At 37.1% G+C, this 21,064-nt stretch carries 33 protein-coding genes and 1 rRNA gene; 32 read left to right on the forward strand and 2 right to left on the reverse strand.

Annotated features, from left to right (window positions below; all coding sequences use genetic code 11):
- Positions 1–24: 24 nt before the first annotated feature.
- The 29 genes from rplN to QQS35_RS13310 all read left to right on the forward strand — a co-directional run bounded on the left by rplN (position 25) and on the right by QQS35_RS13310 (position 17,992).
- Entirely contained in the window at positions 25–393 is a 369-nt protein-coding gene (gene rplN, locus QQS35_RS13170) for a 50S ribosomal protein L14 (RefSeq protein WP_285932628.1), read from the forward strand.
- Positions 394–592: 199 nt separating this feature from the next.
- Positions 593–904 carry a 50S ribosomal protein L24 gene (gene rplX / locus QQS35_RS13175; RefSeq protein ID WP_285932629.1) on the forward strand — a complete coding sequence of 104 codons (312 nt, stop codon included), beginning with the start codon at positions 593–595 and terminating at the stop codon, positions 902–904.
- Between the two features lie 26 nt (positions 905–930).
- Positions 931–1,470, forward strand: a complete 540-nt coding sequence (gene rplE / locus QQS35_RS13180) for a 50S ribosomal protein L5 (protein WP_285932630.1) — start codon at positions 931–933, stop codon at positions 1,468–1,470.
- Positions 1,471–1,500: 30 nt separating this feature from the next.
- Positions 1,501–1,686: a 30S ribosomal protein S14 gene (rpsN, locus tag QQS35_RS13185; RefSeq protein ID WP_010285078.1), complete on the forward strand. Its 186-nt coding sequence runs from the start codon at positions 1,501–1,503 to the stop codon at positions 1,684–1,686.
- Positions 1,687–1,715: 29 nt separating this feature from the next.
- A complete protein-coding gene (gene rpsH, locus QQS35_RS13190) occupies positions 1,716–2,114 on the forward strand; it encodes a 30S ribosomal protein S8 (RefSeq protein WP_285932631.1) in 399 nt (132 codons plus the stop codon).
- A gap of 31 nt (positions 2,115–2,145) precedes the next feature.
- Positions 2,146–2,682, forward strand: coding sequence for a 50S ribosomal protein L6 (rplF, locus tag QQS35_RS13195; RefSeq protein WP_285932632.1), 537 nt, complete (start codon positions 2,146–2,148; stop codon positions 2,680–2,682).
- Between the two features lie 36 nt (positions 2,683–2,718).
- Positions 2,719–3,081, forward strand: coding sequence for a 50S ribosomal protein L18 (gene rplR, locus QQS35_RS13200; protein WP_285932633.1), 363 nt, complete (start codon positions 2,719–2,721; stop codon positions 3,079–3,081).
- 21 nt (positions 3,082–3,102) lie between these two features.
- The gene (gene rpsE / locus QQS35_RS13205; RefSeq protein WP_285932634.1) at positions 3,103–3,606 is read left to right on the forward strand and encodes a 30S ribosomal protein S5; all 504 of its coding nucleotides are present in this window, start codon (positions 3,103–3,105) and stop codon (positions 3,604–3,606) included.
- A 13-nt stretch (positions 3,607–3,619) separates the two neighbouring features.
- Positions 3,620–3,802 carry a 50S ribosomal protein L30 gene (rpmD, locus tag QQS35_RS13210; protein ID WP_285932635.1) on the forward strand — a complete coding sequence of 61 codons (183 nt, stop codon included), beginning with the start codon at positions 3,620–3,622 and terminating at the stop codon, positions 3,800–3,802.
- Positions 3,803–3,833: 31 nt separating this feature from the next.
- Positions 3,834–4,271 carry a 50S ribosomal protein L15 gene (rplO, locus tag QQS35_RS13215; protein ID WP_285932636.1) on the forward strand — a complete coding sequence of 146 codons (438 nt, stop codon included), beginning with the start codon at positions 3,834–3,836 and terminating at the stop codon, positions 4,269–4,271.
- Positions 4,271–5,566: a preprotein translocase subunit SecY gene (gene secY, locus QQS35_RS13220; protein ID WP_285932637.1), complete on the forward strand. Its 1,296-nt coding sequence runs from the start codon at positions 4,271–4,273 to the stop codon at positions 5,564–5,566. Before rplO ends, secY begins: the two co-directional genes overlap by 1 nt.
- A gap of 53 nt (positions 5,567–5,619) precedes the next feature.
- A complete protein-coding gene (locus tag QQS35_RS13225; protein WP_285932638.1) occupies positions 5,620–6,273 on the forward strand; it encodes an adenylate kinase in 654 nt (217 codons plus the stop codon).
- Positions 6,270–7,016, forward strand: a complete 747-nt coding sequence (gene map / locus QQS35_RS13230) for a type I methionyl aminopeptidase (protein ID WP_285932639.1) — start codon at positions 6,270–6,272, stop codon at positions 7,014–7,016. The genes QQS35_RS13225 and map overlap by 4 nt, the downstream gene beginning before the upstream one ends.
- A 16-nt stretch (positions 7,017–7,032) precedes the next feature.
- Positions 7,033–7,368, forward strand: coding sequence for a KOW domain-containing RNA-binding protein (locus QQS35_RS13235; protein ID WP_285932640.1), 336 nt, complete (start codon positions 7,033–7,035; stop codon positions 7,366–7,368).
- A complete protein-coding gene (gene infA, locus QQS35_RS13240) occupies positions 7,346–7,564 on the forward strand; it encodes a translation initiation factor IF-1 (protein ID WP_003464670.1) in 219 nt (72 codons plus the stop codon). Before QQS35_RS13235 ends, infA begins: the two co-directional genes overlap by 23 nt.
- A gap of 33 nt (positions 7,565–7,597) precedes the next feature.
- On the forward strand, positions 7,598–7,711 hold the full coding sequence (gene rpmJ / locus QQS35_RS13245; protein WP_003720928.1) for a 50S ribosomal protein L36: 114 nt from the start codon (positions 7,598–7,600) through the stop codon (positions 7,709–7,711).
- Positions 7,712–7,735: 24 nt separating this feature from the next.
- A complete protein-coding gene (gene rpsM, locus QQS35_RS13250) occupies positions 7,736–8,101 on the forward strand; it encodes a 30S ribosomal protein S13 (RefSeq protein ID WP_285932698.1) in 366 nt (121 codons plus the stop codon).
- Positions 8,102–8,123: 22 nt separating this feature from the next.
- Positions 8,124–8,513, forward strand: a complete 390-nt coding sequence (gene rpsK, locus QQS35_RS13255; protein WP_285932699.1) for a 30S ribosomal protein S11 — start codon at positions 8,124–8,126, stop codon at positions 8,511–8,513.
- Positions 8,514–8,745: 232 nt separating this feature from the next.
- The gene (locus QQS35_RS13260; RefSeq protein ID WP_285932700.1) at positions 8,746–9,690 is read left to right on the forward strand and encodes a DNA-directed RNA polymerase subunit alpha; all 945 of its coding nucleotides are present in this window, start codon (positions 8,746–8,748) and stop codon (positions 9,688–9,690) included.
- 51 nt (positions 9,691–9,741) lie between these two features.
- Positions 9,742–10,095: a 50S ribosomal protein L17 gene (rplQ, locus tag QQS35_RS13265; RefSeq protein WP_285932701.1), complete on the forward strand. Its 354-nt coding sequence runs from the start codon at positions 9,742–9,744 to the stop codon at positions 10,093–10,095.
- A 308-nt stretch (positions 10,096–10,403) separates the two neighbouring features.
- Complete coding sequence (locus QQS35_RS13270; RefSeq protein WP_285932702.1) at positions 10,404–11,243, forward strand: energy-coupling factor ABC transporter ATP-binding protein; 840 nt, start codon at positions 10,404–10,406, stop codon at positions 11,241–11,243.
- A complete protein-coding gene (locus tag QQS35_RS13275) occupies positions 11,219–12,091 on the forward strand; it encodes an energy-coupling factor ABC transporter ATP-binding protein (RefSeq protein ID WP_285932703.1) in 873 nt (290 codons plus the stop codon). The genes QQS35_RS13270 and QQS35_RS13275 overlap by 25 nt, the downstream gene beginning before the upstream one ends.
- Positions 12,084–12,881 (forward strand): energy-coupling factor transporter transmembrane component T family protein, encoded by a 798-nt coding sequence (locus QQS35_RS13280; RefSeq protein WP_285932704.1) that lies wholly within the window; start codon positions 12,084–12,086, stop codon positions 12,879–12,881. Before QQS35_RS13275 ends, QQS35_RS13280 begins: the two co-directional genes overlap by 8 nt.
- Before the next feature lie 15 nt (positions 12,882–12,896).
- Complete coding sequence (gene truA, locus QQS35_RS13285; RefSeq protein WP_285932705.1) at positions 12,897–13,658, forward strand: tRNA pseudouridine(38-40) synthase TruA; 762 nt, start codon at positions 12,897–12,899, stop codon at positions 13,656–13,658.
- 221 nt (positions 13,659–13,879) lie between these two features.
- Positions 13,880–14,317 carry a 50S ribosomal protein L13 gene (gene rplM / locus QQS35_RS13290; RefSeq protein WP_285932706.1) on the forward strand — a complete coding sequence of 146 codons (438 nt, stop codon included), beginning with the start codon at positions 13,880–13,882 and terminating at the stop codon, positions 14,315–14,317.
- Between the two features lie 20 nt (positions 14,318–14,337).
- Positions 14,338–14,730 carry a 30S ribosomal protein S9 gene (gene rpsI, locus QQS35_RS13295; RefSeq protein ID WP_285932707.1) on the forward strand — a complete coding sequence of 131 codons (393 nt, stop codon included), beginning with the start codon at positions 14,338–14,340 and terminating at the stop codon, positions 14,728–14,730.
- A 335-nt stretch (positions 14,731–15,065) separates the two neighbouring features.
- On the forward strand, positions 15,066–15,923 hold the full coding sequence (locus tag QQS35_RS13300; protein ID WP_331490760.1) for a methyl-accepting chemotaxis protein: 858 nt from the start codon (positions 15,066–15,068) through the stop codon (positions 15,921–15,923).
- Between the two features lie 208 nt (positions 15,924–16,131).
- On the forward strand, positions 16,132–16,836 hold the full coding sequence (gene cwlD / locus QQS35_RS13305) for an N-acetylmuramoyl-L-alanine amidase CwlD (RefSeq protein WP_285932708.1): 705 nt from the start codon (positions 16,132–16,134) through the stop codon (positions 16,834–16,836).
- A 103-nt stretch (positions 16,837–16,939) separates the two neighbouring features.
- Positions 16,940–17,992 carry an Mrp/NBP35 family ATP-binding protein gene (locus tag QQS35_RS13310; protein WP_285932709.1) on the forward strand — a complete coding sequence of 351 codons (1,053 nt, stop codon included), beginning with the start codon at positions 16,940–16,942 and terminating at the stop codon, positions 17,990–17,992.
- Positions 17,993–18,045: 53 nt separating this feature from the next.
- On the opposite strand, the gene gerD is transcribed toward QQS35_RS13310, so the two are convergent.
- Complete coding sequence (gene gerD / locus QQS35_RS13315) at positions 18,046–18,678, reverse strand: spore germination lipoprotein GerD (protein WP_285932710.1); 633 nt, start codon at positions 18,676–18,678, stop codon at positions 18,046–18,048.
- A 147-nt stretch (positions 18,679–18,825) separates the two neighbouring features.
- Here gerD and QQS35_RS13320 point away from each other — a divergent pair, with 147 nt between their 5' ends.
- Positions 18,826–19,446: a KinB-signaling pathway activation protein gene (locus QQS35_RS13320; protein WP_285932711.1), complete on the forward strand. Its 621-nt coding sequence runs from the start codon at positions 18,826–18,828 to the stop codon at positions 19,444–19,446.
- A 56-nt stretch (positions 19,447–19,502) separates the two neighbouring features.
- Here the strand turns inward: QQS35_RS13320 and pdaB are convergent, their stop codons facing one another.
- Positions 19,503–20,264: a polysaccharide deacetylase family sporulation protein PdaB gene (gene pdaB, locus QQS35_RS13325; protein WP_285932712.1), complete on the reverse strand. Its 762-nt coding sequence runs from the start codon at positions 20,262–20,264 to the stop codon at positions 19,503–19,505.
- A gap of 135 nt (positions 20,265–20,399) precedes the next feature.
- On the opposite strand from pdaB, the gene QQS35_RS13330 reads away from it, so the two are divergent.
- Together QQS35_RS13330 and QQS35_RS13335 are read left to right on the forward strand one after the other, a co-directional pair.
- On the forward strand, positions 20,400–20,621 hold the full coding sequence (locus tag QQS35_RS13330; protein ID WP_285932713.1) for a hypothetical protein: 222 nt from the start codon (positions 20,400–20,402) through the stop codon (positions 20,619–20,621).
- Positions 20,622–20,971: 350 nt separating this feature from the next.
- A 16S ribosomal RNA gene (locus tag QQS35_RS13335) occupies positions 20,972–21,064 on the forward strand; the annotation flags it as partial.

A 21,064-nucleotide genomic window follows, 5' to 3' on the forward strand; every position in this document is an offset into this window, starting at 1 on the left:
ATTCCGAAGGGAGGTTACAACGGTATGATTCAACAGGAGTCTCGTTTAAAAGTTGCAGATAACTCTGGTGCACGTGAAGTGTTAACTATTAAAGTACTAGGTGGTTCTGGTCGTAAGACTGCAAATATTGGTGATGTAATTGTTTGTACGGTAAAACAAGCAACACCTGGAGGCGTTGTCAAAAAAGGTGAGGTCGTAAGAGCAGTAATCGTTCGCACGAAAAGCGGAGTTCGACGCAAAGACGGATCTTATATCAAATTCGACGAAAACGCAGCTGTAATTATACGTGATGATAAAAGCCCAAGAGGTACTCGTATCTTTGGACCGGTTGCACGTGAATTACGCGATGCTAAGTTTATGAAGATCGTATCTCTAGCTCCAGAAGTACTATAATTTTAAGGTGAAAAACGCATGAAAATAGTCAGGACGGCAGTGAGTTTCTACTTTTAAGTAGATTCGTCGACACTAGCACATGATGTGCATCGAAAGTTGATACCATAAAGGTAAAAGACGATAAATCGAGACGATTTTCTCCGCATTTTTCACACCTAGAAGCTCGTAATGAAAAGCCTTGTAAGGAGGTGCGTATAGCATGCATGTTAAAAAAGGTGATAAAGTTCAAGTGTTATCTGGTAAAGATAAAGGAAAGCAAGGAATAATTCTTGCTGCATATCCAAAGAAAGAAAAAGTTTTAGTTGAAGGAATTAATATTGTTAAGAAACACGCAAAACCTTCACAAGACAATCCACAAGGTGGAATTCTTAACCAAGAAGCACCTATCCATGTTTCTAATGTATTACCGATTGATCCGAAGTCCGGTGAACCAACTCGTGTTGGTAATGAAGTACGTGACGGAAAGAAAGTTCGTATCGCTAAAAAATCCGGTGAAGCGTTAGATAAATAAATTAGCGGCGAAAGGAGGGCTACTCGATGAACGAACTGAAAGAAAGATATAAAGGCGAAATTATACCAACTTTAGTAGAAAAATTCAATTATGATTCAGTAATGGAAGTACCTAAAGTTGAAAAAATAGTTATAAATATGGGTGTTGGTGATGCAGTTCAAAATTCTAAAGCACTAGATACTGCTGTAGAAGAACTTTCTTTAATCTCAGGTCAACAACCTATGGTAACAAAAGCAAAGAAATCAATTGCAGGATTCCGTTTGCGTGAAGGAATGCCAATAGGCGCAAAAGTAACCCTTCGCGGAGAGCGTATGTATGAGTTCCTTCAAAAACTTATCGATGTTTCACTTCCACGTGTTCGTGACTTCCGTGGAATTTCAAAGAAAGCTTTTGATGGTCGTGGTAACTATACGCTTGGTGTAAAAGAACAATTGATTTTCCCAGAAATAAATTATGACCAAGTCAATAAAGTTCGCGGTATGGATATTGTTATTGTAACAACAGCCAATACTGATGAAGAAGCACGCGAACTATTAACAAATCTTGGCATGCCTTTCCAAAAATAAGCGATAGAGCTAATAGAAGGAGGGAAAATTGTGGCTAAAAAATCAATGATTGCGAAACAAAAACGCACGCAAAAGTTTAAAGTTCAAGAATACACTCGTTGTGAACGTTGTGGACGTCCTCATTCTGTATTGCGTAAATTTAAGCTTTGCCGTATTTGTTTCCGTGAACTTGCCTATAAAGGTCAAATTCCTGGTGTCAAAAAAGCAAGCTGGTAAACCCCCATTAGGGAAGGAGGTAATGAATAATGGTTATGACTGATCCAATTGCAGATATGCTTACTCGTATTCGTAATGCAAACATGGTGCGCCATGAGAAGCTTGAACTTCCTGCATCAAAGTTAAAAAAAGAAGTTGCTGACATTTTAAAGCGCGAAGGTTTCGTGCGTGATTATGAATACATTGAAGATAACAAACAGGGTGTACTACGTATATTCTTGAAATATGGTGCAAATGAAGAGAGAGTAATTACTGGTTTGAAGCGTATCAGTAAACCGGGATTACGTGTTTATGCAAAAGCTGATGAAATTCCAAAAGTATTGAACGGTCTTGGTATTGCGATCGTATCGACTTCAAAAGGTGTATTTTCTGATAAAGAAGCACGTGAGCAGGCTATTGGCGGCGAAGTGCTAGCGTATATTTGGTAATATATTATTTACAAGATAGGAGGTGCTCTGAATGTCTCGTATAGGATTAAAAATCCTTGAAATCCCTGAAGGTGTTGACATCAAAATTGATGGTAACACAGTAACAGTTAAGGGTCCTAAAGGTGAACTTACTCGTGTTTTTCATGAGGATATGACTATAAAGATCGAAGATAACGTTCTTACTGTTGAGCGTCCAAGTGATAATAAAACTCACCGTGCTCTACACGGTACTACACGTAGCTTGATTGGTAACATGGTTGAAGGAGTACACGTTGGCTATGAAAAAACACTTGAAATTCAAGGTGTTGGTTACCGTGCGCAAAAGCAAGGTGATAAAGTAGTAATTAACGCTGGTTATTCACACCCAGTTGAAATTGAAAAACGTGAAGGCATTGAAATCGAAGTACCTGCAAATACAAAAGTAATTGTTAAGGGAATCGATAAAGAATTGGTTGGAGCAGTTGCTGCAAACATTAGAGCCATTCGCCCGCCTGAGCCTTACAAAGGAAAAGGTATTCGTTATGCAAATGAATATGTACGACGTAAAGAAGGTAAGACAGCTAAATAAAGCTGTTTAGTCAGGTAACAGAAAGGAGTGACCTAGATGATCACTAAGCCAGATAAAAACGAAGTGCGTAAAAAAAGACACAAACGTGTTCGTAAAAACCTTTTTGGTACAGCGGAACGTCCACGTATCAACGTATTCCGTTCCAATAAACACATCTATGCACAACTTATTGATGATACAAACAATAAAACATTAGCTAGTGCTTCAACTGTAGATAAAGAGTTTAATCTTGACTCTACTAGTAATGTTGAAGCAGCTCAAAAAGTTGGAGAATTACTTGCAACTCGCGCCCAAGCAAATGGCCATAAAAATGTGGTATTTGACCGTGGTGGCTATTTGTATCATGGACGTGTTAAAGCATTAGCAGATGCTGCCCGCGAGGCAGGTCTTGAATTTTAATCGTTAAAGGAGGGACATATATTGCGTACAAACATTGACCCGAATAAATTGGATCTAGAAGAACGTGTAGTTACAATCAACCGTGTAGCAAAAGTAGTAAAGGGTGGACGTCGTTTCCGCTTCGCTGCACTTGTTGTAGTCGGTGATAAAAATGGTCATGTTGGATTTGGTACAGGTAAAGCACAAGAGGTACCAGATGCAATCAAAAAAGCAATTGATGATGCAAAGAAAAATCTAATTACAGTACCTATCGTTGGTACGACAATTCCACATCAAATCACTGGTGGATTTGGTGCAGGTAGTATTTTCATGAAGCCAGCTTCAGAAGGTACAGGAGTTATTGCTGGTGGACCTGTACGTGCCGTACTTGAACTAGCTGGTGTTGGTGATATTCTTTCAAAATCACTAGGATCAAACACACCAATTAATATGGTACGTGCAACAATTAATGGACTAAATGAATTGAAACGTGCTGAAGATGTAGCAAAACTACGTGGTAAATCAGTTGAAGAACTGTTAGGATAAGGAGGGAAATCAAATGGCTAAAAAGTTAGAAATTACCCTCACGCGCAGTGTTATTGGTAGATCAGAAGGTCAAAAAGCTACAGTTAAAACACTAGGTTTAAATAAAATCCGCCAAACAGTAGTCCGTGAAGATAATCCTGCCGTAAGAGGTATGATTACTAAAGTATCACATTTAGTAGCGGTAAAAGAAGTTTAAAAAATAGTTAGCGTAAAGAGGAGGTGCTCGCATGAAACTTCATGAATTGAAGCCATCACAAGCTCGCAAAGAACGTAATCGTGTTGGTCGTGGAATGTCTTCAGGTAATGGAAAGACATCTGGGCGTGGACATAAAGGACAAAATTCACGTTCTGGTGGTGGAGTCCGTCCAGGATTCGAAGGTGGCCAAATGCCATTATTCCAACGTTTGCCTAAACGAGGATTTACAAACATTCACCGTAAAGAATTCGCGATCGTAAACTTAGATGCTCTAAACAAATTCGAAGAAGGTACAGAAATTACACCTGAGCTTTTACTTGAAACTGGTGTTGTAAGTAAAGTGAAAGCCGGAATTAAAGTTCTTGGAAATGGTTCTATTGAAAAGAAACTTACCGTAAAAGCTCACAAGTTCTCTGCTTCTGCTAAAGAAGCTATCGAGGCAGCGGGCGGTCAAACAGAGGTGATCTAATGTTCAGTACAATCTCCAATTTTATGCGCGTGGGTGATATTAGAAATAAAATAGTATTCACGTTGTTAATGCTAATAGTATTCCGATTAGGCACATTTATTCCAGTTCCTTTTTCTGATAAAGAAGCAATTAACTTCATGGATGAACAAAGTGTTTTTGGGTTCTTGAATACATTTGGAGGCGGAGCATTGCAAAACTTCTCCATTTTTGCAATGGGAATCATGCCTTACATTACAGCGTCCATCATCATGCAATTGTTGCAGATGGATGTTGTACAAAAGTTTTCAGAATGGAAAAAACAGGGGGAGATGGGCCGACGTAAGTTAGCTCAATTCACCCGTTATGCAACAATTGTCTTAGCCCTTATTCAGGCTAGTGCAATGTCTGTAGGTTTCAATGCAATGACTGGAGGTCAGTTAATTAAAGATCCTGGCGCTGGTAAATTCATTGTAATTGCAATTGTATTAACAAGTGGTACAGCATTTTTAATGTGGCTTGGTGAACAAATTACAGCTCATGGCGTTGGTAATGGAATTTCCATCTTAATCTTTGCTGGTATTGTTGCTGCAATACCAAATGGTGTTAACCAGTTATATGAACAATATTTTGGTGGTAATGTTGGAGATGATTTATTCATCAATATCGTTATCGTTGCCTTAATTATATTAGTTGTTCTTGCTGTTGTAGTTGGAGTAATCTTTATCCAGCAAGCACTACGTAAAATACCAATTCAATATGCGAAAAAAGTAGTTAATCGTTCTCCGGTTGGTGGACACTCTACACATTTGCCGTTAAAAGTAAATGCTGCTGGAGTTATCCCAGTAATCTTTGCAATATCATTTATTGTTGCTCCTAGAACAGTAGCTAGTTTCTTTGAAAATAGTAGCTTTGCTGGAACAATAGAAACAATCTTTGATTACACACAACCTATAGGAATGGTAATTTATGTAGCGCTTATTATTGCCTTCACCTATTTCTACACATTTGTTCAAGTAAACCCTGAGCAAATGGCAGAAAACTTGAAAAAGCAAGGTGGATATATCCCGGGGATACGGCCTGGTAAAAATACGGAGACGTATCTTACTCGTGTAATGTATCGTCTAACGTTCGTAGGGTCTATCTTTCTAGCTGCTGTTTCTGTGTTACCACTTATTTTAGGTGATCTTGCAGGCTTACCTCAATCTGTACAAATTGGTGGTACTAGTTTGTTGATTGTTGTTGGTGTGGCATTACAGACAATGAAACAGTTAGAAAGTCAACTAGTAAAACGTCACTATAAAGGTTTTATAAAATAAGAATTGATATAAGCTGATGTTGTACATGATGAAACGAAGCGAGGGGAAATTCGGTGAATTTAATCCTAATGGGGCTTCCTGGTGCTGGTAAAGGTACGCAGGCGGAAAAGATAGTAGAGAAATATCAAATCCCACATATCTCTACAGGAGATATGTTCCGTTTAGCAATTAAAGAAGGAACGGAGCTTGGAACTAGAGCAAAGGCGTTTATGGATCAAGGTGAGCTTGTACCAGATGAGGTTACAATTGGAATTGTTCGGGAAAGATTAAGTAAGGATGATTGTGAGAAGGGTTTCTTGTTAGATGGTTTTCCTAGAACGATTGCACAAGCAAAAGCACTAGAAGAATTACTAACAGATATGGAAAGATCATTGGACTATGTGCTTCATGTAGATGTTCCTAAAAATCAACTCATTGAAAGATTGACTGGACGTCGGATTTGTCCTACTTGTGGTGCAACATACCATGTAGTTTATAATCCTCCTAAACAAGAGGGTGTATGTGATAAAGACGGTGCAGCTTTAATTCAACGTAAAGACGATCAACCTGAGACCGTAACGAAGCGTCTTGAAGTTAATCTAGAGCAAACACAACCAATGTTAGACTTTTATCATGACAAAGGATACCTTGTCTCCATCAACGGTTCTCAACAAATTGATAAGGTTTTTCAAGATATCGATGGTAAACTTGGAGACGTAGCAAAATGATTCATTACAAAACACCACGAGAAATTGAAACCATGAAAATAGCAGGGGAGATAGTTGCTCTCACACATAAAGAACTTCAAAGATATATTGAACCTGGTATTACAACAAAAGAATTGGATAACATTGCTGATAAGTTTATTGTTAGCATGGGTGCATTTCCTTCGTTTAAAGGTTATAATGGTTTTCGTGGTAGCATTTGTGCTTCGGTTAATGAAGAGCTAGTCCATGGTATTCCTGGAAACCGAAAATTGAAAGATAGTGATATTATTAGTATTGATATAGGCGCCAGGTATAATGGTTATCATGGAGATTCAGCATGGACTTATGCTGTGGGTGCTGTTGACAGAGATACTGATAAATTGCTTGAAGTAACAGAGGCCGCACTTTTAATAGGTCTTAAGGAAGCAAAGCCAGGTGTACGCCTTACAAATATATCTCATGCCATTCAAAGCTTTGTTGAACCAAAAGGGTTCAGTATAGTTAGAGAATATGCGGGCCATGGAGTTGGTAAAGAACTTCATGAAGATCCGACAATTCCTCATTACGGCCCACCAAATAAAGGTCCACTGTTGAAGCCTGGTATGGTCTTAGCCATTGAACCAATGGTTAATGCAGGGAGTAGGTATGTTAAAACTCTTGCGGATAATTGGACGGTAGTCACCCTAGATGGTAAAAAGTGTGCTCATTACGAACATACTATTGCCATTACAGAAGAAGGTTTTCAGATATTAACAATAGCCTAAGTGAAGGTGATCGTGGTTGAATGATTCGGAGTCGAGTCCGCAAATAGGTCAAGTTGTTCAAATCTTACAAGGACGAGAAGCAGGTCAATATGCTATTGTCATAGATGTTGTGGATGATCGTTTTGTCTTGCTTGCTGATGGAGAAAAAAGGAAATATGATCGTCCTAAGAAAAAGAATAGACATCATATTGAGCCATTGGCTTATATTTCTCCGGAGGTCCAATACAGCCTTCTAGAAACTGGTCGCGTCACAAATGGTAAGCTGCGTTTTGCTATATCTAAATTTGTCAATGAAATAGTGACTGATTTAAAGAAGGGAGATCAACTCGATGGCGAAAGACGATGCAATTGAAGTAGAAGGTACTGTCACTGATACATTACCTAATGCTATGTTTAAAGTTGAATTAGAGAATGGTCATACCGTTTTAGCTCATGTATCTGGAAAGATTCGTATGCACTTTATTCGAATTTTACCAGGAGATAAGGTGACGGTTGAACTTTCTCCATATGATTTAACAAGAGGGCGTATTACGTACCGATACAAATAATTAAATGCTCCGATACAAGAGGAGGTATGGATGATGAAGGTAAGACCATCTGTAAAACCAATGTGTGAAAAATGCAAGGTCATTCGCCGTAAAGGAAAAGTTATGGTGATTTGTGAAAATCCTAAGCATAAACAAAAACAAGGTTAATAAATAAGGAGGTGCACGTCTTTAATGGCACGTATTTCAGGTATAGACATTCCTCGTGAAAAACGTGTGGTAATTTCTCTTACTTATGTTTACGGTATTGGAAAAGCTACTGCACAAGAAGTGTTAAAAGAAGCTGGAGTTTCTGAAGACACTCGTGTTCGCGATTTAACAGAAGATGAGTTAGCAAGAATTCGTACTGCAATTGAAAAGTACAATGTAGAGGGTGATCTTCGACGTGAAGTATCACTAAACATTAAACGCCTAATCGAAATTGGCTCATATCGTGGAATTCGTCACCGTAGAGGTTTACCAGTGCGAGGACAGCATACAAAGAACAACTCTCGTACACGTAAAGGCCCACGTAAAACTATGGCTAACAAGAAAAAATAAGCTAAGGGAGGTTAGTTAATTAATGGCACGTAGAACTAATACACGTAAAAAACGTGTGAAAAAGAATATTGATACTGGTATTGCACATATTCGTTCCACTTTCAATAATACAATCGTTACAATTACTGATGTGCAAGGAAACGTTGTAGCATGGAGTAGTGCTGGATCTCTTGGGTTTAAAGGGTCTCGTAAATCTACACCATTCGCTGCACAAATGGCAGCAGAAGCTGCAGCTAAATCTGCACAAGAACACGGTGTTAAAACTCTAGAAGTAACTGTTAAAGGACCAGGCGCCGGACGTGAAGCGGCAATCCGTTCACTACAAGCAGCAGGTATTGAAGTTACTGCCATTGTTGATGTAACACCAGTTCCTCACAATGGTTGTCGCCCACCAAAACGTCGTCGTGTTTAATTTATCCGTATATAATTTGTCAGCCTGTCTATAATGGGTTATGATAGCTAAAAGTATAGGGATCAAAACTGTTATAAGTGAATGAAGTTTTGTTACCCTTAAGTCAGCATCGCATTTGACAGAAGAATACGAAATTGAATAGTGCAGAAACGGGAACTGCCTACCTGAGGAATTTCGGTTAGACATCATAGTCTAGCCGAGGTTTCGACGTTTTGAAGGAGGGTTTTAACTAATGATCGAAATTGAAAAACCAAAGATTGAAACGGTAGAGGTCAGCGATGATGCTACATTTGGAAAATTCGTCGTGGAACCACTAGAACGCGGATATGGTACTACACTGGGTAACTCTTTGCGTCGTATCCTTTTATCCTCACTTCCTGGCGCTGCTGTTACATCTGTACAAATTGACGGAGCACTTCACGAATTTTCAACTATTGATGGAGTCGTAGAAGATGTTACAACGATAGTTTTAAATCTTAAGAAGCTTGCTCTCAAGATTTATTCTGAAGAAGAGAAAACATTAGAGATTGACGTGCAGGGAGAAGGAAAAGTTACAGCTGCTGATATTACTTATGATAGTGATGTTGAGATCTTAAATCCTGATCTTCATATTGCTACATTAGGAAAAAATGCTAATTTGCATATGAAGATTACAGCTGAACGTGGACGTGGGTACCGCCCAGCTGATGTAAACAACCATGATGATCAGCCGATTGGTGTTGTTCCTGTTGATTCTATCTTTACACCAGTTTCCCGAGTGACTTATCAAGTAGAGAATACCCGTGTAGGGCAAATAACTAACTTTGATAAGTTAACATTGGATGTATGGACAGATGGCAGTATAAGACCTGAAGAGGCAGTATCATTAGGAGCAAAAATATATACAGAGCATTTGAATATCTTCGTAGGTCTAACAGATGAAGCACAAAATGCAGAAATTATGATCGAAAAAGAAGAAGATCAAAAAGAAAAAGTTCTAGAGATGACGATTGAAGAACTTGATTTATCTGTACGTTCTTACAATTGTTTGAAACGTGCTGGAATTAACACAGTGCAAGAACTTGCTCACAAATCTGAAGAAGACATGATGAAAGTACGTAACTTAGGACGTAAATCTCTTGAGGAAGTAAAACATAAACTTGAGGATCTTGGTCTAGGTTTACGTAAAGACGATTGATAATATTTCATTAGACACCTTTAGATATTCCGAAAAAGGGAGGGATAATCCATGGCTAGAAAACTAGGTCGTACAACAGATCAACGTATGGCACTACTTCGTAACCTTGCCACAGACTTGATTATTCATGAACGACTTGAAACAACTGAAGCTAAAGCAAAAGAGCTTCGTTCTGTTGTTGAAAAAATGATTACTCTTGGTAAGCGCGGTGATCTTCATGCCCGTCGTCAAGCAGCAGCTTTTCTATATAATGCAGAAGCGAATGAAAATGAAGATGCAGTTCAAAAGTTATTCAGTGATATTGCTGCTCGTTATGACGAGCGTCAAGGCGGATATACACGTGTTCTTAAAGTTGGACCACGTCGCGGTGATGGAGCAGAAATGGCGATTATTGAACTAGTATAATAAAAATGTAAGTTTAGTGGCTATAAGGGCAGGACTGAATCTCTTCCAAGAGGTGAATCCAAGCCCTTTTTTATTTTGTTAAAAGTCAATTTCCTATATCACTAGTTTAAATCAACAAAACAACTATAATACAGCGCGCTAATCCCCATCAGAAATTCCCCGTGTTATGATAAAATGAATTTAGGCTATGTTTGCCACGAGTATATACTTGAATAAGTTGTAATTACTTACATGTTATTATTATAAGGTATGATAAATAATTATTTCCAGGGAAATAGAGTAGCCGATTTTGATTGTGGAGGTAATTTATGAAGAAAGTATTTATTGCGTTTCGTAATGTTTCATTTCGTTATGGTGAAGAATATCCTTGGGCACTGAAAAATATTAGTTTTGAAATTTTCTCTGATGAATGGATAGCAATTATCGGTCATAATGGATCGGGAAAGTCTACTATTGCTAAACTTATAAATGGTTTATTACTTCCTCAAGAAGGTGAGATTATAGTTGATGGTATGCCTGTTAATGAGGAAACAATTTGGGATATTAGAAAAAGCGTAGGGATGGTTTTTCAAAACCCTGATAATCAGTTTGTAGGTACAACAGTTAGAGATGATGTTGCATTTGGGCTTGAGAACCGAGGTATTGCTAGAGAAGAAATGATTCAGAGAATTAATGATAGTTTAGATGCCGTTGGGATGACTGACTATATACTGCATGAGCCGCATCGCTTATCGGGTGGTCAAAAGCAACGGGTGGCAATTGCAAGCATACTAGCAATTTCACCTGAAGTTATTATCTTAGATGAAGCTACCGCAATGCTAGACCCAAAAGGACGTCATGAAATAATGAATACAGTAAATGAAGTGAAAAATAAACATCATTTAGCATTAGTAGCAATTACACATGACCTCAACGAAATTACGCAGGCGGATCGTGTAATAGTTATGAGTGAGGGTGAAGTATGGTTAGAATCTAACCCACGAGATGTTTTCTCCCGCAAAGAGGAGTTGCAACAAATTGGTTTAGATATCCCGTTTATTGCTAAGTTAGCAGATGACCTATCTAGTATAGGTGTCCCAATAAAAAATCAACCACTAAATCATGAGGAGTTATTGATAGAATTATGGAAATATCATTCAAAAATGTAGATTATACATATCAACCAAATACTCCTTTTGAGCATAAAGCTATTCGTAACCTTTCATTTAAAGTAGCCTCAGGAACATTTGTAGCGATAGTCGGACATACGGGTTCAGGTAAATCTACGGTAATTCAACATCTAAATGGTTTGCTTACTCCAACATATGGAGAAGTGTCGATTGGTGATTATAAATTAACTCCAGAAAAAAAGATAAAAAATATAAAAGATCTTAGAAAACGTGTTGGTGTCGTCTTTCAATATCCTGAGCACCAATTATTTGAAGAAACTATTGAAAAAGATATAGCATTTGGTCCAAAAAATTTCGGTGCTAATGAAGAAGCTATTAAAGAGCGCATTATTGAAGTGATGCAATCTGTAAATTTACCAGAACAATTATTAACTAGGTCCCCATTCGATTTAAGTGGAGGACAAATGAGAAGGGCTGCTATTGCTGGAGTCTTGGCGGTCGATCCCGAGGTGTTAGTATTAGATGAGCCTACTGCAGGATTAGACCCCCGCGGACAAAGAGACATGATGGAGATGTTTTACCGATTACACCATAGTAAAAAGCTTACAACCTTTTTGGTTACCCATAGTATGGAAGATGCACTTGAATATGCAGACCACGTCATCGTTCTTGATAAAGGAACTAAATTTATGGAAGGTAAGCCAAGTGAAGTTTTTCTTAGGCAAAAAGAATTAAATGAAGTACAACTAGATATTCCCGAAGTTATTAAAATTCTGTTTAAAGTAAAAGAGAAACTTGGAATCTCTTTATCCTATAAAGGACAATCTACATATGATTTAGCATGTGAGTTGAAAGCTGCTCTTGGAGGTGGTAGTACCAATGAATAACGCCCTTATTATTGGTCAATATGTTCCTAGTAACTCTTTCATTCATAGACTGGACCCACGTACAAAAATTGTAATAATATTCTTTTTTGTCATTTTTGTTTTCTTTGCTAATTCTGTCGCTAGTTATGGTCTTTTAACATTGTTTTCAATAAGCAGTGCGTTAGCAACAAAAATTAAACTTTCTTTTATTATTAAAGGCTTAACACCAGTTTGGATACTTATCATATTTACGTTTATATTACATTTGATTGTAACAAAAGAAGGTGAAGTATTATTTGAAGTTTTCTCCTATCCAATTTTCTCTGGTGCGGTTATATTGGGTGCTGCGATAGCTTTGCGTTTCTTTCTGTTAATTTTGGTAACTTCTCTACTAACACTTACTACTACGCCGATAGAAATAACCGATGCAATTGAACACATACTGCAGCCACTAAATAGAATTAAATTCCCTGTTCATGAATTAGCATTGATGATGTCGATATCCTTACGTTTCATTCCTACATTAATGCAGGAGACAGAGAAAATATCTAAGGCTCAAGCATCACGAGGAGTGGACTTTAAAACAGGGCCTATGAAAGATAGAATTCAAGCGATTGTACCTTTATTAGTTCCATTGTTTATAAGTGCGTTTAAACGTGCAGAAGAGCTTGCTATGGCCATGGAAGCCCGAGGCTATCAAGGTGGAGATGGAAGAACGAAGCTTCGTGAGTTAAAAATAGAACGCCGTGATTGGCTAACGTTTTTTGGTTTTGCACTTGTTATTTTAAGTTTATTTCTTACAAGATCGTAAAGGGTGAAAAAGATTGTGAAAAGAATTAAGTGTATCATTAAATACGATGGAACTAATTTTTCAGGTTACCAGGTCCAACCTAAAGGGAGAACTGTTCAAGAAGAATTAGAAAAGGCTCTAAAAAAAATTCATAAAGGCGAAAAAAAGTCCGTTATCGCTTCTGGTAGAACTGATGCAAGAGTACATGCACTCGGACAGGTAATTCATTTTGATACACACCTTGATATTCCACCAGCTAATTGGAAAAGAGCATTTAATGCAGTTTTGCCTGAAGATATAATGGTAAAAAAAGCAGCTATTGTAAGTAGTAATTTTCACGCTCGATTTGATGTGGTAGAAAAGGAGTACCATTACTTTCTTTCTACTGAAAAAGAGAAAAATGTATTTATTAGAAATTATGCTTTTCATTTTACGCATCATCTTGATTTACAAGCAATAAATGCAGCGTGTAAGTTGTTGGAAGGAGAACATGATTTCAGCTCATTTTGTGCAGCTAAAGCAGGTGTAAAGGGGCTGAAGGTTCGAACTATCTATCATGCCTCCTGTTATAAAGATGAAGAGAAGCAGCAAATAGAGTTTGTTTTTAAAGGAAATGGTTTCTTATACAATATGGTTCGTATATTAGTAGGAACTTTAATCGAAGTTGGAAGAGGGAAACGACAACCGTCTGATATAATCGATATGATAGAAGCAAAGGATCGGTCGGTAGCTGGCAAAACGGCGCCAGCTCAAGGTTTGTTTTTATGGAATGTTGTCTATAATGATGACTGTGGATAGTTGTTGAAAAACAACGGCTCCAGGTGTAACATTCTATTGACTTTAAAACCTAGTTGTTATATGATGATTAATGGCATTTTAATTTCTACCCCACGATTAGCCCCGGAAAGTTAATTCGTGTAGAATATAGGTCAAACAGCAATGTGGAGCGATACAATCGCAAAGCTAGTACGATTAAAAAAATCAAAAATGAACTTTGAATTACAGGAGGTAAACTGATCATGGGCACAACTTTCATGGCAAATGAAAAAAATATTGAGCGTAAGTGGCTTGTTGTGGATGCTGAAGGTCAAACTCTAGGACGTTTGTCTAGTGAGATTGCTTCAATCCTTCGCGGGAAACATAAACCAACATATACACCACACGTTGACACTGGTGATCACGTAATCATCATTAACGCTGAAAAAATTGAACTTACTGGTAACAAATTAAATGACAAAATGTACTACCGTCATTCAAATCACCCAGGTGGTTTAAAATCACGTAATGCTTTAGAAATGCGTACGAAGTATCCTGAACAAATGATGGAGCTTACAGTAAAAGGTATGCTTCCAAAGGGAAGCCTTGGACGCCAAATGGCTAAGAAATTACATGTATTTAGAGGACCTGAACATACTCACCAAGCACAGAAACCAGAAGTTTACGAACTTCGCGGTTAATTAAAAGGAGGTAACGAATAGTGGCACAAGTACAATACTACGGTACCGGACGCCGTAAAAGTTCAACTGCTCGTGTACGTCTAGTTCCAGGCACTGGGCGTATCATTGTCAATAAACGTAATGGAGAAGATTACTTCCCATACGAAACACAAATTACAATCATTAAACAACCTTTAGCAACTACAGAAACAGAAGGAAGCTATGATGTATTGGTATCTGTTGAAGGTGGAGGATTCACTGGTCAAGCCGGTGCAATTCGTCACGGAGTTGCTCGTGCATTGTTAGAAGCGGATCCTGAATATCGTGCTGCATTGAAGCGCGCTGGATTCTTAACGCGTGACGCACGTATGAAAGAGCGTAAGAAATACGGTCTTAAAGGCGCTCGTCGTGCACCACAGTTCTCAAAACGTTAATTATATGAATAAGGCTCTCAACCGATTTCGGTTGGGAGCTTTTTAATTTGTCTTGGAAATTATAAATTCCTAAGAAATTGATAACATCCAAAATAACTCAGGGTAGCTCCCTTGCCCTACGTCACTGAGTGAAAGGCTTGATTAAGCTAACATGTATTCTATTTTCATTAGATTCTCTACACAATATAAGAGTTGCGTCGATAATAACATAGATAATAATTATACTAGTTTCGAGATATTTATATCTAAAAAGGAGAATTTATTTCAAATTAACACAAACGAAAGCAGTTTCCAGTAGTACTCAAGTATTAAATCAGGATGCACTATTAGCTGCGATAGAAGATTCATTAGCCATGATTGAGTTTGATACACAAGGAGTCGTCTTATGGGCGAATGAAAATTTTGCAAAAACAATGGGATACAATGTTTCAGAAATGCCAAATCTTTTACACCGGCAATTTTGTACAGATGAATTTGCAAAAAGTAGAAAGTGTGACTTGTTTTGGGACGATTTAAGAAAGGGCAAGAGCTTTCAGGAAAAAATTCAACGAGTTACTAAATCGGGACAAATGATTTGGTTAGAGGCTACATATACACCCGTTTTTGATGAAAATAATAAAGTTGAAGCTGTTGTTATAATTGCAACGGATATTACCCAAAGAGAAAACAGTAGTAAAGAGATTACTTTTCAGCTACAAGAGATGGCGGAAGACTTAAATAGAAGAGCTGAGCAAGGAATCATAAGAAGTGAGGAAATAGCAACATCAACCAAAGAAGTTGTTAATGAATCAAAAGAAAACTTGGACATGCTTGAATCACTAAAACACCAGGCAATTTCTATTGAAGGTATTGTCAAAACAATACGTGAAATAGCTGCGCAAACAAACCTTCTAGCATTAAATGCAGGAATTGAAGCCGCTCGTGCAGGAGAACATGGTAGGGGATTTAATGTTGTTGCAGGTGAAATCCGAAAACTTGCAACTAAAGTGCAAGAGTCCGTACAAGATGTAAATGCACATATAGAAGGAATTACTAGTGAAACAACTAAAATTAGTGATGCAACAGAACGCTCGCAGGAAGGGTTTGCGAAAAATCAAGAATTAATTGAACAAGCAATGGAGGAGTTTACGGGGATTGGAAATTCAGCAAGGGAACTTGATATACAAGCGAAAGTGTTTAAAGATATAGTCTAAATTAAAGAGCTTTAGATTAGGGTGTAATGCCGTTTATCTTTAAGCTCTTTATAATTGTGTTTTATCCTTATTTTTTTTTAAAAAAGCACTTTTGAAGTTTCTGATGAATGAATTACCGTTACATCGTATCTAAATGATTAAAACAGTAATAAAAGCACCCCTTGTCCCATATAGTGAAAGCAGGATTAAGTATGGGGGGAGACAAAAAATGAACCGATCAGTTAAGTTAGCATCTTGGATAATTGGTGCTATTCTTTTAGTTATTTTAGTTCAATATCCAATTCAAAAGTCAACAGATTCATGGGATTCATGGTCTTTACCCTTGTCTGGAAAAGTTATTGTTTTAGATCCTGGACATGGGGGAGTAGATGGTGGTGCGGTAGGTTCGGATGAGACTTTGGAAAAAGATATTGCGCTCGATGTTGCGAAGATACTTCGGGATTATTTGCAGCAATCGGGAGCACTTGTGTACCTTACTAGAGAAGAGGACAAAGACTTAGCTGATAAAAACACGAATGGATTAGCACGACGAAAAGCAGAAGACCTTAGAAATAGGGTTGCATTCATAAAAGAAAAAGAACCAGATTTATTTTTAAGTATTCACCTAAATGCGTTATCTTCCAAAGAATGGAGTGGTGCGCAGACGTTCTACTACCCCGCCATGGATGAAAGTGAAAGTTTTGCTAAAAAATTGCAAGCGGAGATAAAAAGGAATCTGGAAAATACGAACCGTGAAGCATTAGCTTTAAATGGAATGTATATACTAAAGCATGCTGGACTACCAGGTGCCCTTGTTGAAATTGGATTTTTATCAAATGCCCACGAACGAGAATTGCTAAAAACAAAACAATATCAGCGTAAAATGGCCGCTAGTTTATATGAAGGCGTATTACGTCATGAAACAGAAGAGTAGAGAGAGCACCCTTGGCCTATGATCCAAATCACTTAGTTTATAGAGAATTTATGTTATACTAAATATATATAATAAGAACCTCAATCAAGGGATGGTGACAAATTTGCTAACTAGAGAAAAAGTGCTGGAGTTATTAAATCCAATAAAAGATCCATTTTTACATAAAACATTTGAGGAAACAAACGGAATTGAAGAAATTACAATAAAAGAAGAAAAGAATCATGTTAGTGTAAAGTTGGCAATCGGAAAAACAAACACGGCCGAACAGATGCAACTACAGCAGGAATTAGTGAATAAATTAAAAGGTGAAGGGGCTGCAACTGTTGGATTAAGATTTAATCAATTGCCAGATGAAGTAATTGCTAAATTTCAACCAACAAGTGAAAAAGACACTTCTTTATTAGGCGGCGAAACGGATACAAAATTTATTGCTGTTGCTAGTGGTAAAGGTGGGGTTGGGAAATCAACTGTAACTGTTAATTTAGCAGTAGCACTGGCTCGTCTTGGAAAAAAAGTAGGTATTATAGATGCTGATATCTATGGTTTTAGTATCCCTGACATGATGGGAGTAGAGCAACGGCCCGCGTTAAAAGGAAACAGAATTATTCCTGTTGAGCGATTTGGTGTTAAACTGATTTCGATGGGATTCTTCGTGGAGGATAACTCTCCTGTAATTTGGCGGGGTCCTAGATTAGGTAAAATGTTGACAAGCTTCTTTAAAGAAGTAGAGTGGGGAGACCTTGACTATTTACTACTAGATCTTCCACCAGGTACAGGTGATATCGCTTTAGATGTTCATAACATGATACCATCATCTAAAGAAGTAATCGTTACAACACCACACCCGACTGCTGCTTTTGTTGCAGCACGTGCAGGACAAATGGCATTGACTACAGACCATGAAATATTAGGTGTTATAGAAAATATGGCTTACTTTGAAAGTCAACTAACAGGTGAAAAGGAATTTGTATTTGGACAAGGTGGCGGTGATAAACTAGCCGAAGCACTTAATTCAGAGGTGATTGGTCAGTTATCCTTACAACAACCTTATGAAGAAGAGGGAGTATTTGCTCCATCTGTTTACCAAGAAGATCATCCAAATGGTATAGAATATAGAAATATTGCTGCTAAAATAATTGAAAAATATGAGCAATGAAAAAAAGAGCTAATCCCAATTTTTACTGGATTAGCTCTTTTTGTTAGTAATTTTTATTGACCGCCACCGCCAGATTCACCGCCACCTTCTTCACCAGAGCCACCAGACTCACCACCAGATCCTTCAGAAGGCTTCATTTCTTCCGCAGCTTTAATAACGATATCAGTTATTTTTGCTTTATATAAAGGGGAGTCTAACGTTTCCTGAATTGTTTTTTCCAAATGTTCACGAAACTGTTGCCCTTTTAGTACAGTTAACATTTGATCTTCCATGTCTGGGTTAGAAAGAATTTCAATCATTTTCTTTTGGTATTCGGAATCACTCATTAGCCCTTTTATTACATCTTCTTGTTGAGCTTGCATTGATTTAGCAAAAGACTCAACAAACTTTGGATCTTCAAACATCTTCTTCCAATACTCTTTTCCCTCATCAGAGGTAAGTGTATCAGTAACAGCTTGTTCAACAACTTTTGATTCAATGACATATGTTTTTTGCATTTTCTCATCTGAAAGCACGTCAGTCATAGCTTGTTTTCCTTCGTCTGTTTTCAGTATATCAGTAACCATTTTTTTGGTTGTATCATAATCGCTTTTTTCCTCTCCACCTGTTGCGCCGCCACCTCCACCACATGAAGCTAGCATAAAAAAGGAGAAACAAATACATACATATGGTATTATCTTTTTCAATTTGAACTACTCCCTTTCAAGGTAATTCTTATTTTTAATATGAGAATTAGAAAGAGAAAATATGTATTAGAAAGGAAAAAAGCTAGGATTCATGATAAAATATCTTAAGGTAATAATTATCGGGTATAAGTCATAGGAGGATACATAGTGAAAAGTCGTGATATAGTTCGTTTATTTTTTTCAACGCTGTTACTAGGCGCTGTTGCAACTTTAATAACCAGTTTTTTTGTTAAAGCTGGGTCATATAAAGAGTTTTTACAACCACTTGATGTATTTGAAGTATTTGGACTATTGCTGTTTTTTACAGCTTTAGGTTTTGTATTTAGCTTGATAAGTCAAATGGGTTTCTTTGCATATCTAACAATTAATCAATTTGGGTTAAGTATGTTCAAGGGGTTTTGGAGTCCTATTCAGATTATACTAATTGCATTTACTTTATTTGATCTTGTTTACTTTAGGTTTAGAGCAGATGAAAGTGATACCTCCTTAATTACTTATATTATAGTAGCCCTAGCGATTTTTATTTATGGATGGATCGTCTCGGGAATAAAGGCAAAGGAAACAAACCGGAAAGCGTTTGTGCCTGCTTTATTTTTTATGGTTGTGGTTACTGCAATTGAATGGGTACCTGGAATACGGACAAGCGGCGGTGATTATGCTTGGTTAATGATAGTTCCTTTATTAATTTGTAATACGTATCAGTTATTAGTATTACATCGTTTAACAAATAAAACAGCAATTAGCGATAATAAAAAAAATAGCAAGTAGTAAAGCGACAGTTTCTATAATTATAGAACTGTCGCTTTATTTTATAGGAAATCATCTTATTCTACTTCTTCCGATTTAGACTCAGCTCTAGAAATCAATTCAGAGATACTTACAAATTCAAATCCTTTATTTTTCAGACCAGGTAAAATTGTCTCTAGAGCTTTGGGAGTTTGTTTAACTGAATCTGAAGCATGGAGTAAAATGATATCTCCGTTGGAGGTTTTTTCCATTACACGATCGATTATTATTTGTTCTCCTGGATTCTTCCAATCTTCAGGGTTAACATTCCATTGGATAACTTTATAATTTTGATTTTCAATTAATTCTAATATTTTTTTATTAAAGTGGCCACTTGGAGTGCGCATTAACTTTGTATCTTCATACCCTAATTTACTAAATATCTCTTGGGCATAAAGTAAATCCTTCTTAATTTGTTCTTGCTCTTGCTTTAAGTAACTCTTATAACGATAACCCATCATACCAATCTCATGTTCATCTTCTTCAATTTTTTTAAGTAGTGCAGGATGACGTTCTGCCCATTCCCCACTTACAAAAAAAGTAGCTTGTACATCATGTTTTTTCAATTGTTCTAAAATTGGTTCTACCATCTCATTCCCCCAACTAATATTAAATGTAAGTGAAATGTTAGGGTCGTCTTCACTTCCTTTACTTAAAGCGGCTGGGTTGTCTTTAGTAGAAAAGACGGAAAATGAACTTTCTGTCTCCACCCATAAAAAAATAGCGGTAAATAGTGCTGCGGCAAGGACTAAGCCCAACCGACTACGTTTTTTTACATTCAATACATAAAAGTGCTGCATCACTCTTCCTCCTTTAGGGACTTGCTATATTTTATGATTCGTATTTATCAATATGAATGACTAAATTGTTTTAGGACTAATAAAATTGTGGAATATGGAAAAGATAGAAGTGTATTTATTTATAGGAGTGATTGAATGTTGGGTATGCTTGTAAGTGATATGGAACAAAAGGAAATTGAATACTTAATAAAACGAGAGTTAGAGGAACTACTGTTAGATATGGAAGATAAACGTATTGATCAAATGGTCAAAAGAGCAATGGCTGAAAGGTATAAGTTGCTTTTTCAACTCTTTCGTAGAGTGGCAAGTGAAAAAGAGTGCATGAAATACATACCTAGGAAAATAGAAAATGAATAAAAAGTAGTATTATGGTAAGAAGGAAACAATATAACAGAGAAAATATACTATACCTAAAGAGTTTTTAAAAAAGGTATAGTATATTTTCTCTGTTTTTTTTAAAAAAACTATTGATATTAGAAAATTGATATGCTATATTAATTTCTGTTGTCAGTTCGAAACGAATGATTCCAAATAATTTTCAACAAAAAATATTTGATGAACTATTGACTTCGGATTTGACGCATGTTACTATATAAGATGTCGCCAAAAACGGCGCAGTGAAATATTGATCTTTGAAAACTGAACAAAACAATCAGTATGTTAAGTAAGAAAAAAGCTAGTTAAGTAATGAGCAACCAAGCTCGTATTTTATGGAGAGTTTGATCTTGGCTCAGGACGAACGCTGGCGGCGTGCCTAATACATGCAAGTCGAGCGCGTGAAGCAACTGGATCCCTTCGGG

The sequence above is a fragment of the Aquibacillus rhizosphaerae genome (assembly GCF_030282825.1).
Lineage (GTDB): Bacteria > Bacillota > Bacilli > Bacillales > Amphibacillaceae > Aquibacillus_C > Aquibacillus_C rhizosphaerae.

Bases quoted from the DNA above. Each gene is read 5' to 3' on its own strand.
- map (WP_285932639.1), top strand. From the start codon at position 6,270: ATGATTCATTACAAAACACCACGAGAAATTGAAACCATGAAAATAGCA.
- infA (WP_003464670.1), top strand. From the start codon at position 7,346: ATGGCGAAAGACGATGCAATTGAAGTAGAAGGTACTGTCACTGATACA.
- QQS35_RS13275 (WP_285932703.1), top strand. From the start codon at position 11,219: ATGGAAATATCATTCAAAAATGTAGATTATACATATCAACCAAATACT.
- QQS35_RS13330 (WP_285932713.1), top strand. From the start codon at position 20,400: ATGTTGGGTATGCTTGTAAGTGATATGGAACAAAAGGAAATTGAATAC.
- rplM (WP_285932706.1), top strand. From the start codon at position 13,880: ATGGGCACAACTTTCATGGCAAATGAAAAAAATATTGAGCGTAAGTGG.
- cwlD (WP_285932708.1), top strand. From the start codon at position 16,132: ATGAACCGATCAGTTAAGTTAGCATCTTGGATAATTGGTGCTATTCTT.
- pdaB (WP_285932712.1), bottom strand. From the start codon at position 20,264: ATGCAGCACTTTTATGTATTGAATGTAAAAAAACGTAGTCGGTTGGGC.
- rpsM (WP_285932698.1), top strand. From the start codon at position 7,736: ATGGCACGTATTTCAGGTATAGACATTCCTCGTGAAAAACGTGTGGTA.
- rplE (WP_285932630.1), top strand. From the start codon at position 931: ATGAACGAACTGAAAGAAAGATATAAAGGCGAAATTATACCAACTTTA.
- rplO (WP_285932636.1), top strand. From the start codon at position 3,834: ATGAAACTTCATGAATTGAAGCCATCACAAGCTCGCAAAGAACGTAAT.
- rplN (WP_285932628.1), top strand. From the start codon at position 25: ATGATTCAACAGGAGTCTCGTTTAAAAGTTGCAGATAACTCTGGTGCA.
- rpmD (WP_285932635.1), top strand. From the start codon at position 3,620: ATGGCTAAAAAGTTAGAAATTACCCTCACGCGCAGTGTTATTGGTAGA.
- rpmJ (WP_003720928.1), top strand. From the start codon at position 7,598: ATGAAGGTAAGACCATCTGTAAAACCAATGTGTGAAAAATGCAAGGTC.
- QQS35_RS13280 (WP_285932704.1), top strand. From the start codon at position 12,084: ATGAATAACGCCCTTATTATTGGTCAATATGTTCCTAGTAACTCTTTC.
- QQS35_RS13260 (WP_285932700.1), top strand. From the start codon at position 8,746: ATGATCGAAATTGAAAAACCAAAGATTGAAACGGTAGAGGTCAGCGAT.
- secY (WP_285932637.1), top strand. From the start codon at position 4,271: ATGTTCAGTACAATCTCCAATTTTATGCGCGTGGGTGATATTAGAAAT.
- rpsK (WP_285932699.1), top strand. From the start codon at position 8,124: ATGGCACGTAGAACTAATACACGTAAAAAACGTGTGAAAAAGAATATT.
- rpsH (WP_285932631.1), top strand. From the start codon at position 1,716: ATGGTTATGACTGATCCAATTGCAGATATGCTTACTCGTATTCGTAAT.
- rplF (WP_285932632.1), top strand. From the start codon at position 2,146: ATGTCTCGTATAGGATTAAAAATCCTTGAAATCCCTGAAGGTGTTGAC.
- rplQ (WP_285932701.1), top strand. From the start codon at position 9,742: ATGGCTAGAAAACTAGGTCGTACAACAGATCAACGTATGGCACTACTT.
- rplX (WP_285932629.1), top strand. From the start codon at position 593: ATGCATGTTAAAAAAGGTGATAAAGTTCAAGTGTTATCTGGTAAAGAT.
- rplR (WP_285932633.1), top strand. From the start codon at position 2,719: ATGATCACTAAGCCAGATAAAAACGAAGTGCGTAAAAAAAGACACAAA.
- QQS35_RS13270 (WP_285932702.1), top strand. From the start codon at position 10,404: ATGAAGAAAGTATTTATTGCGTTTCGTAATGTTTCATTTCGTTATGGT.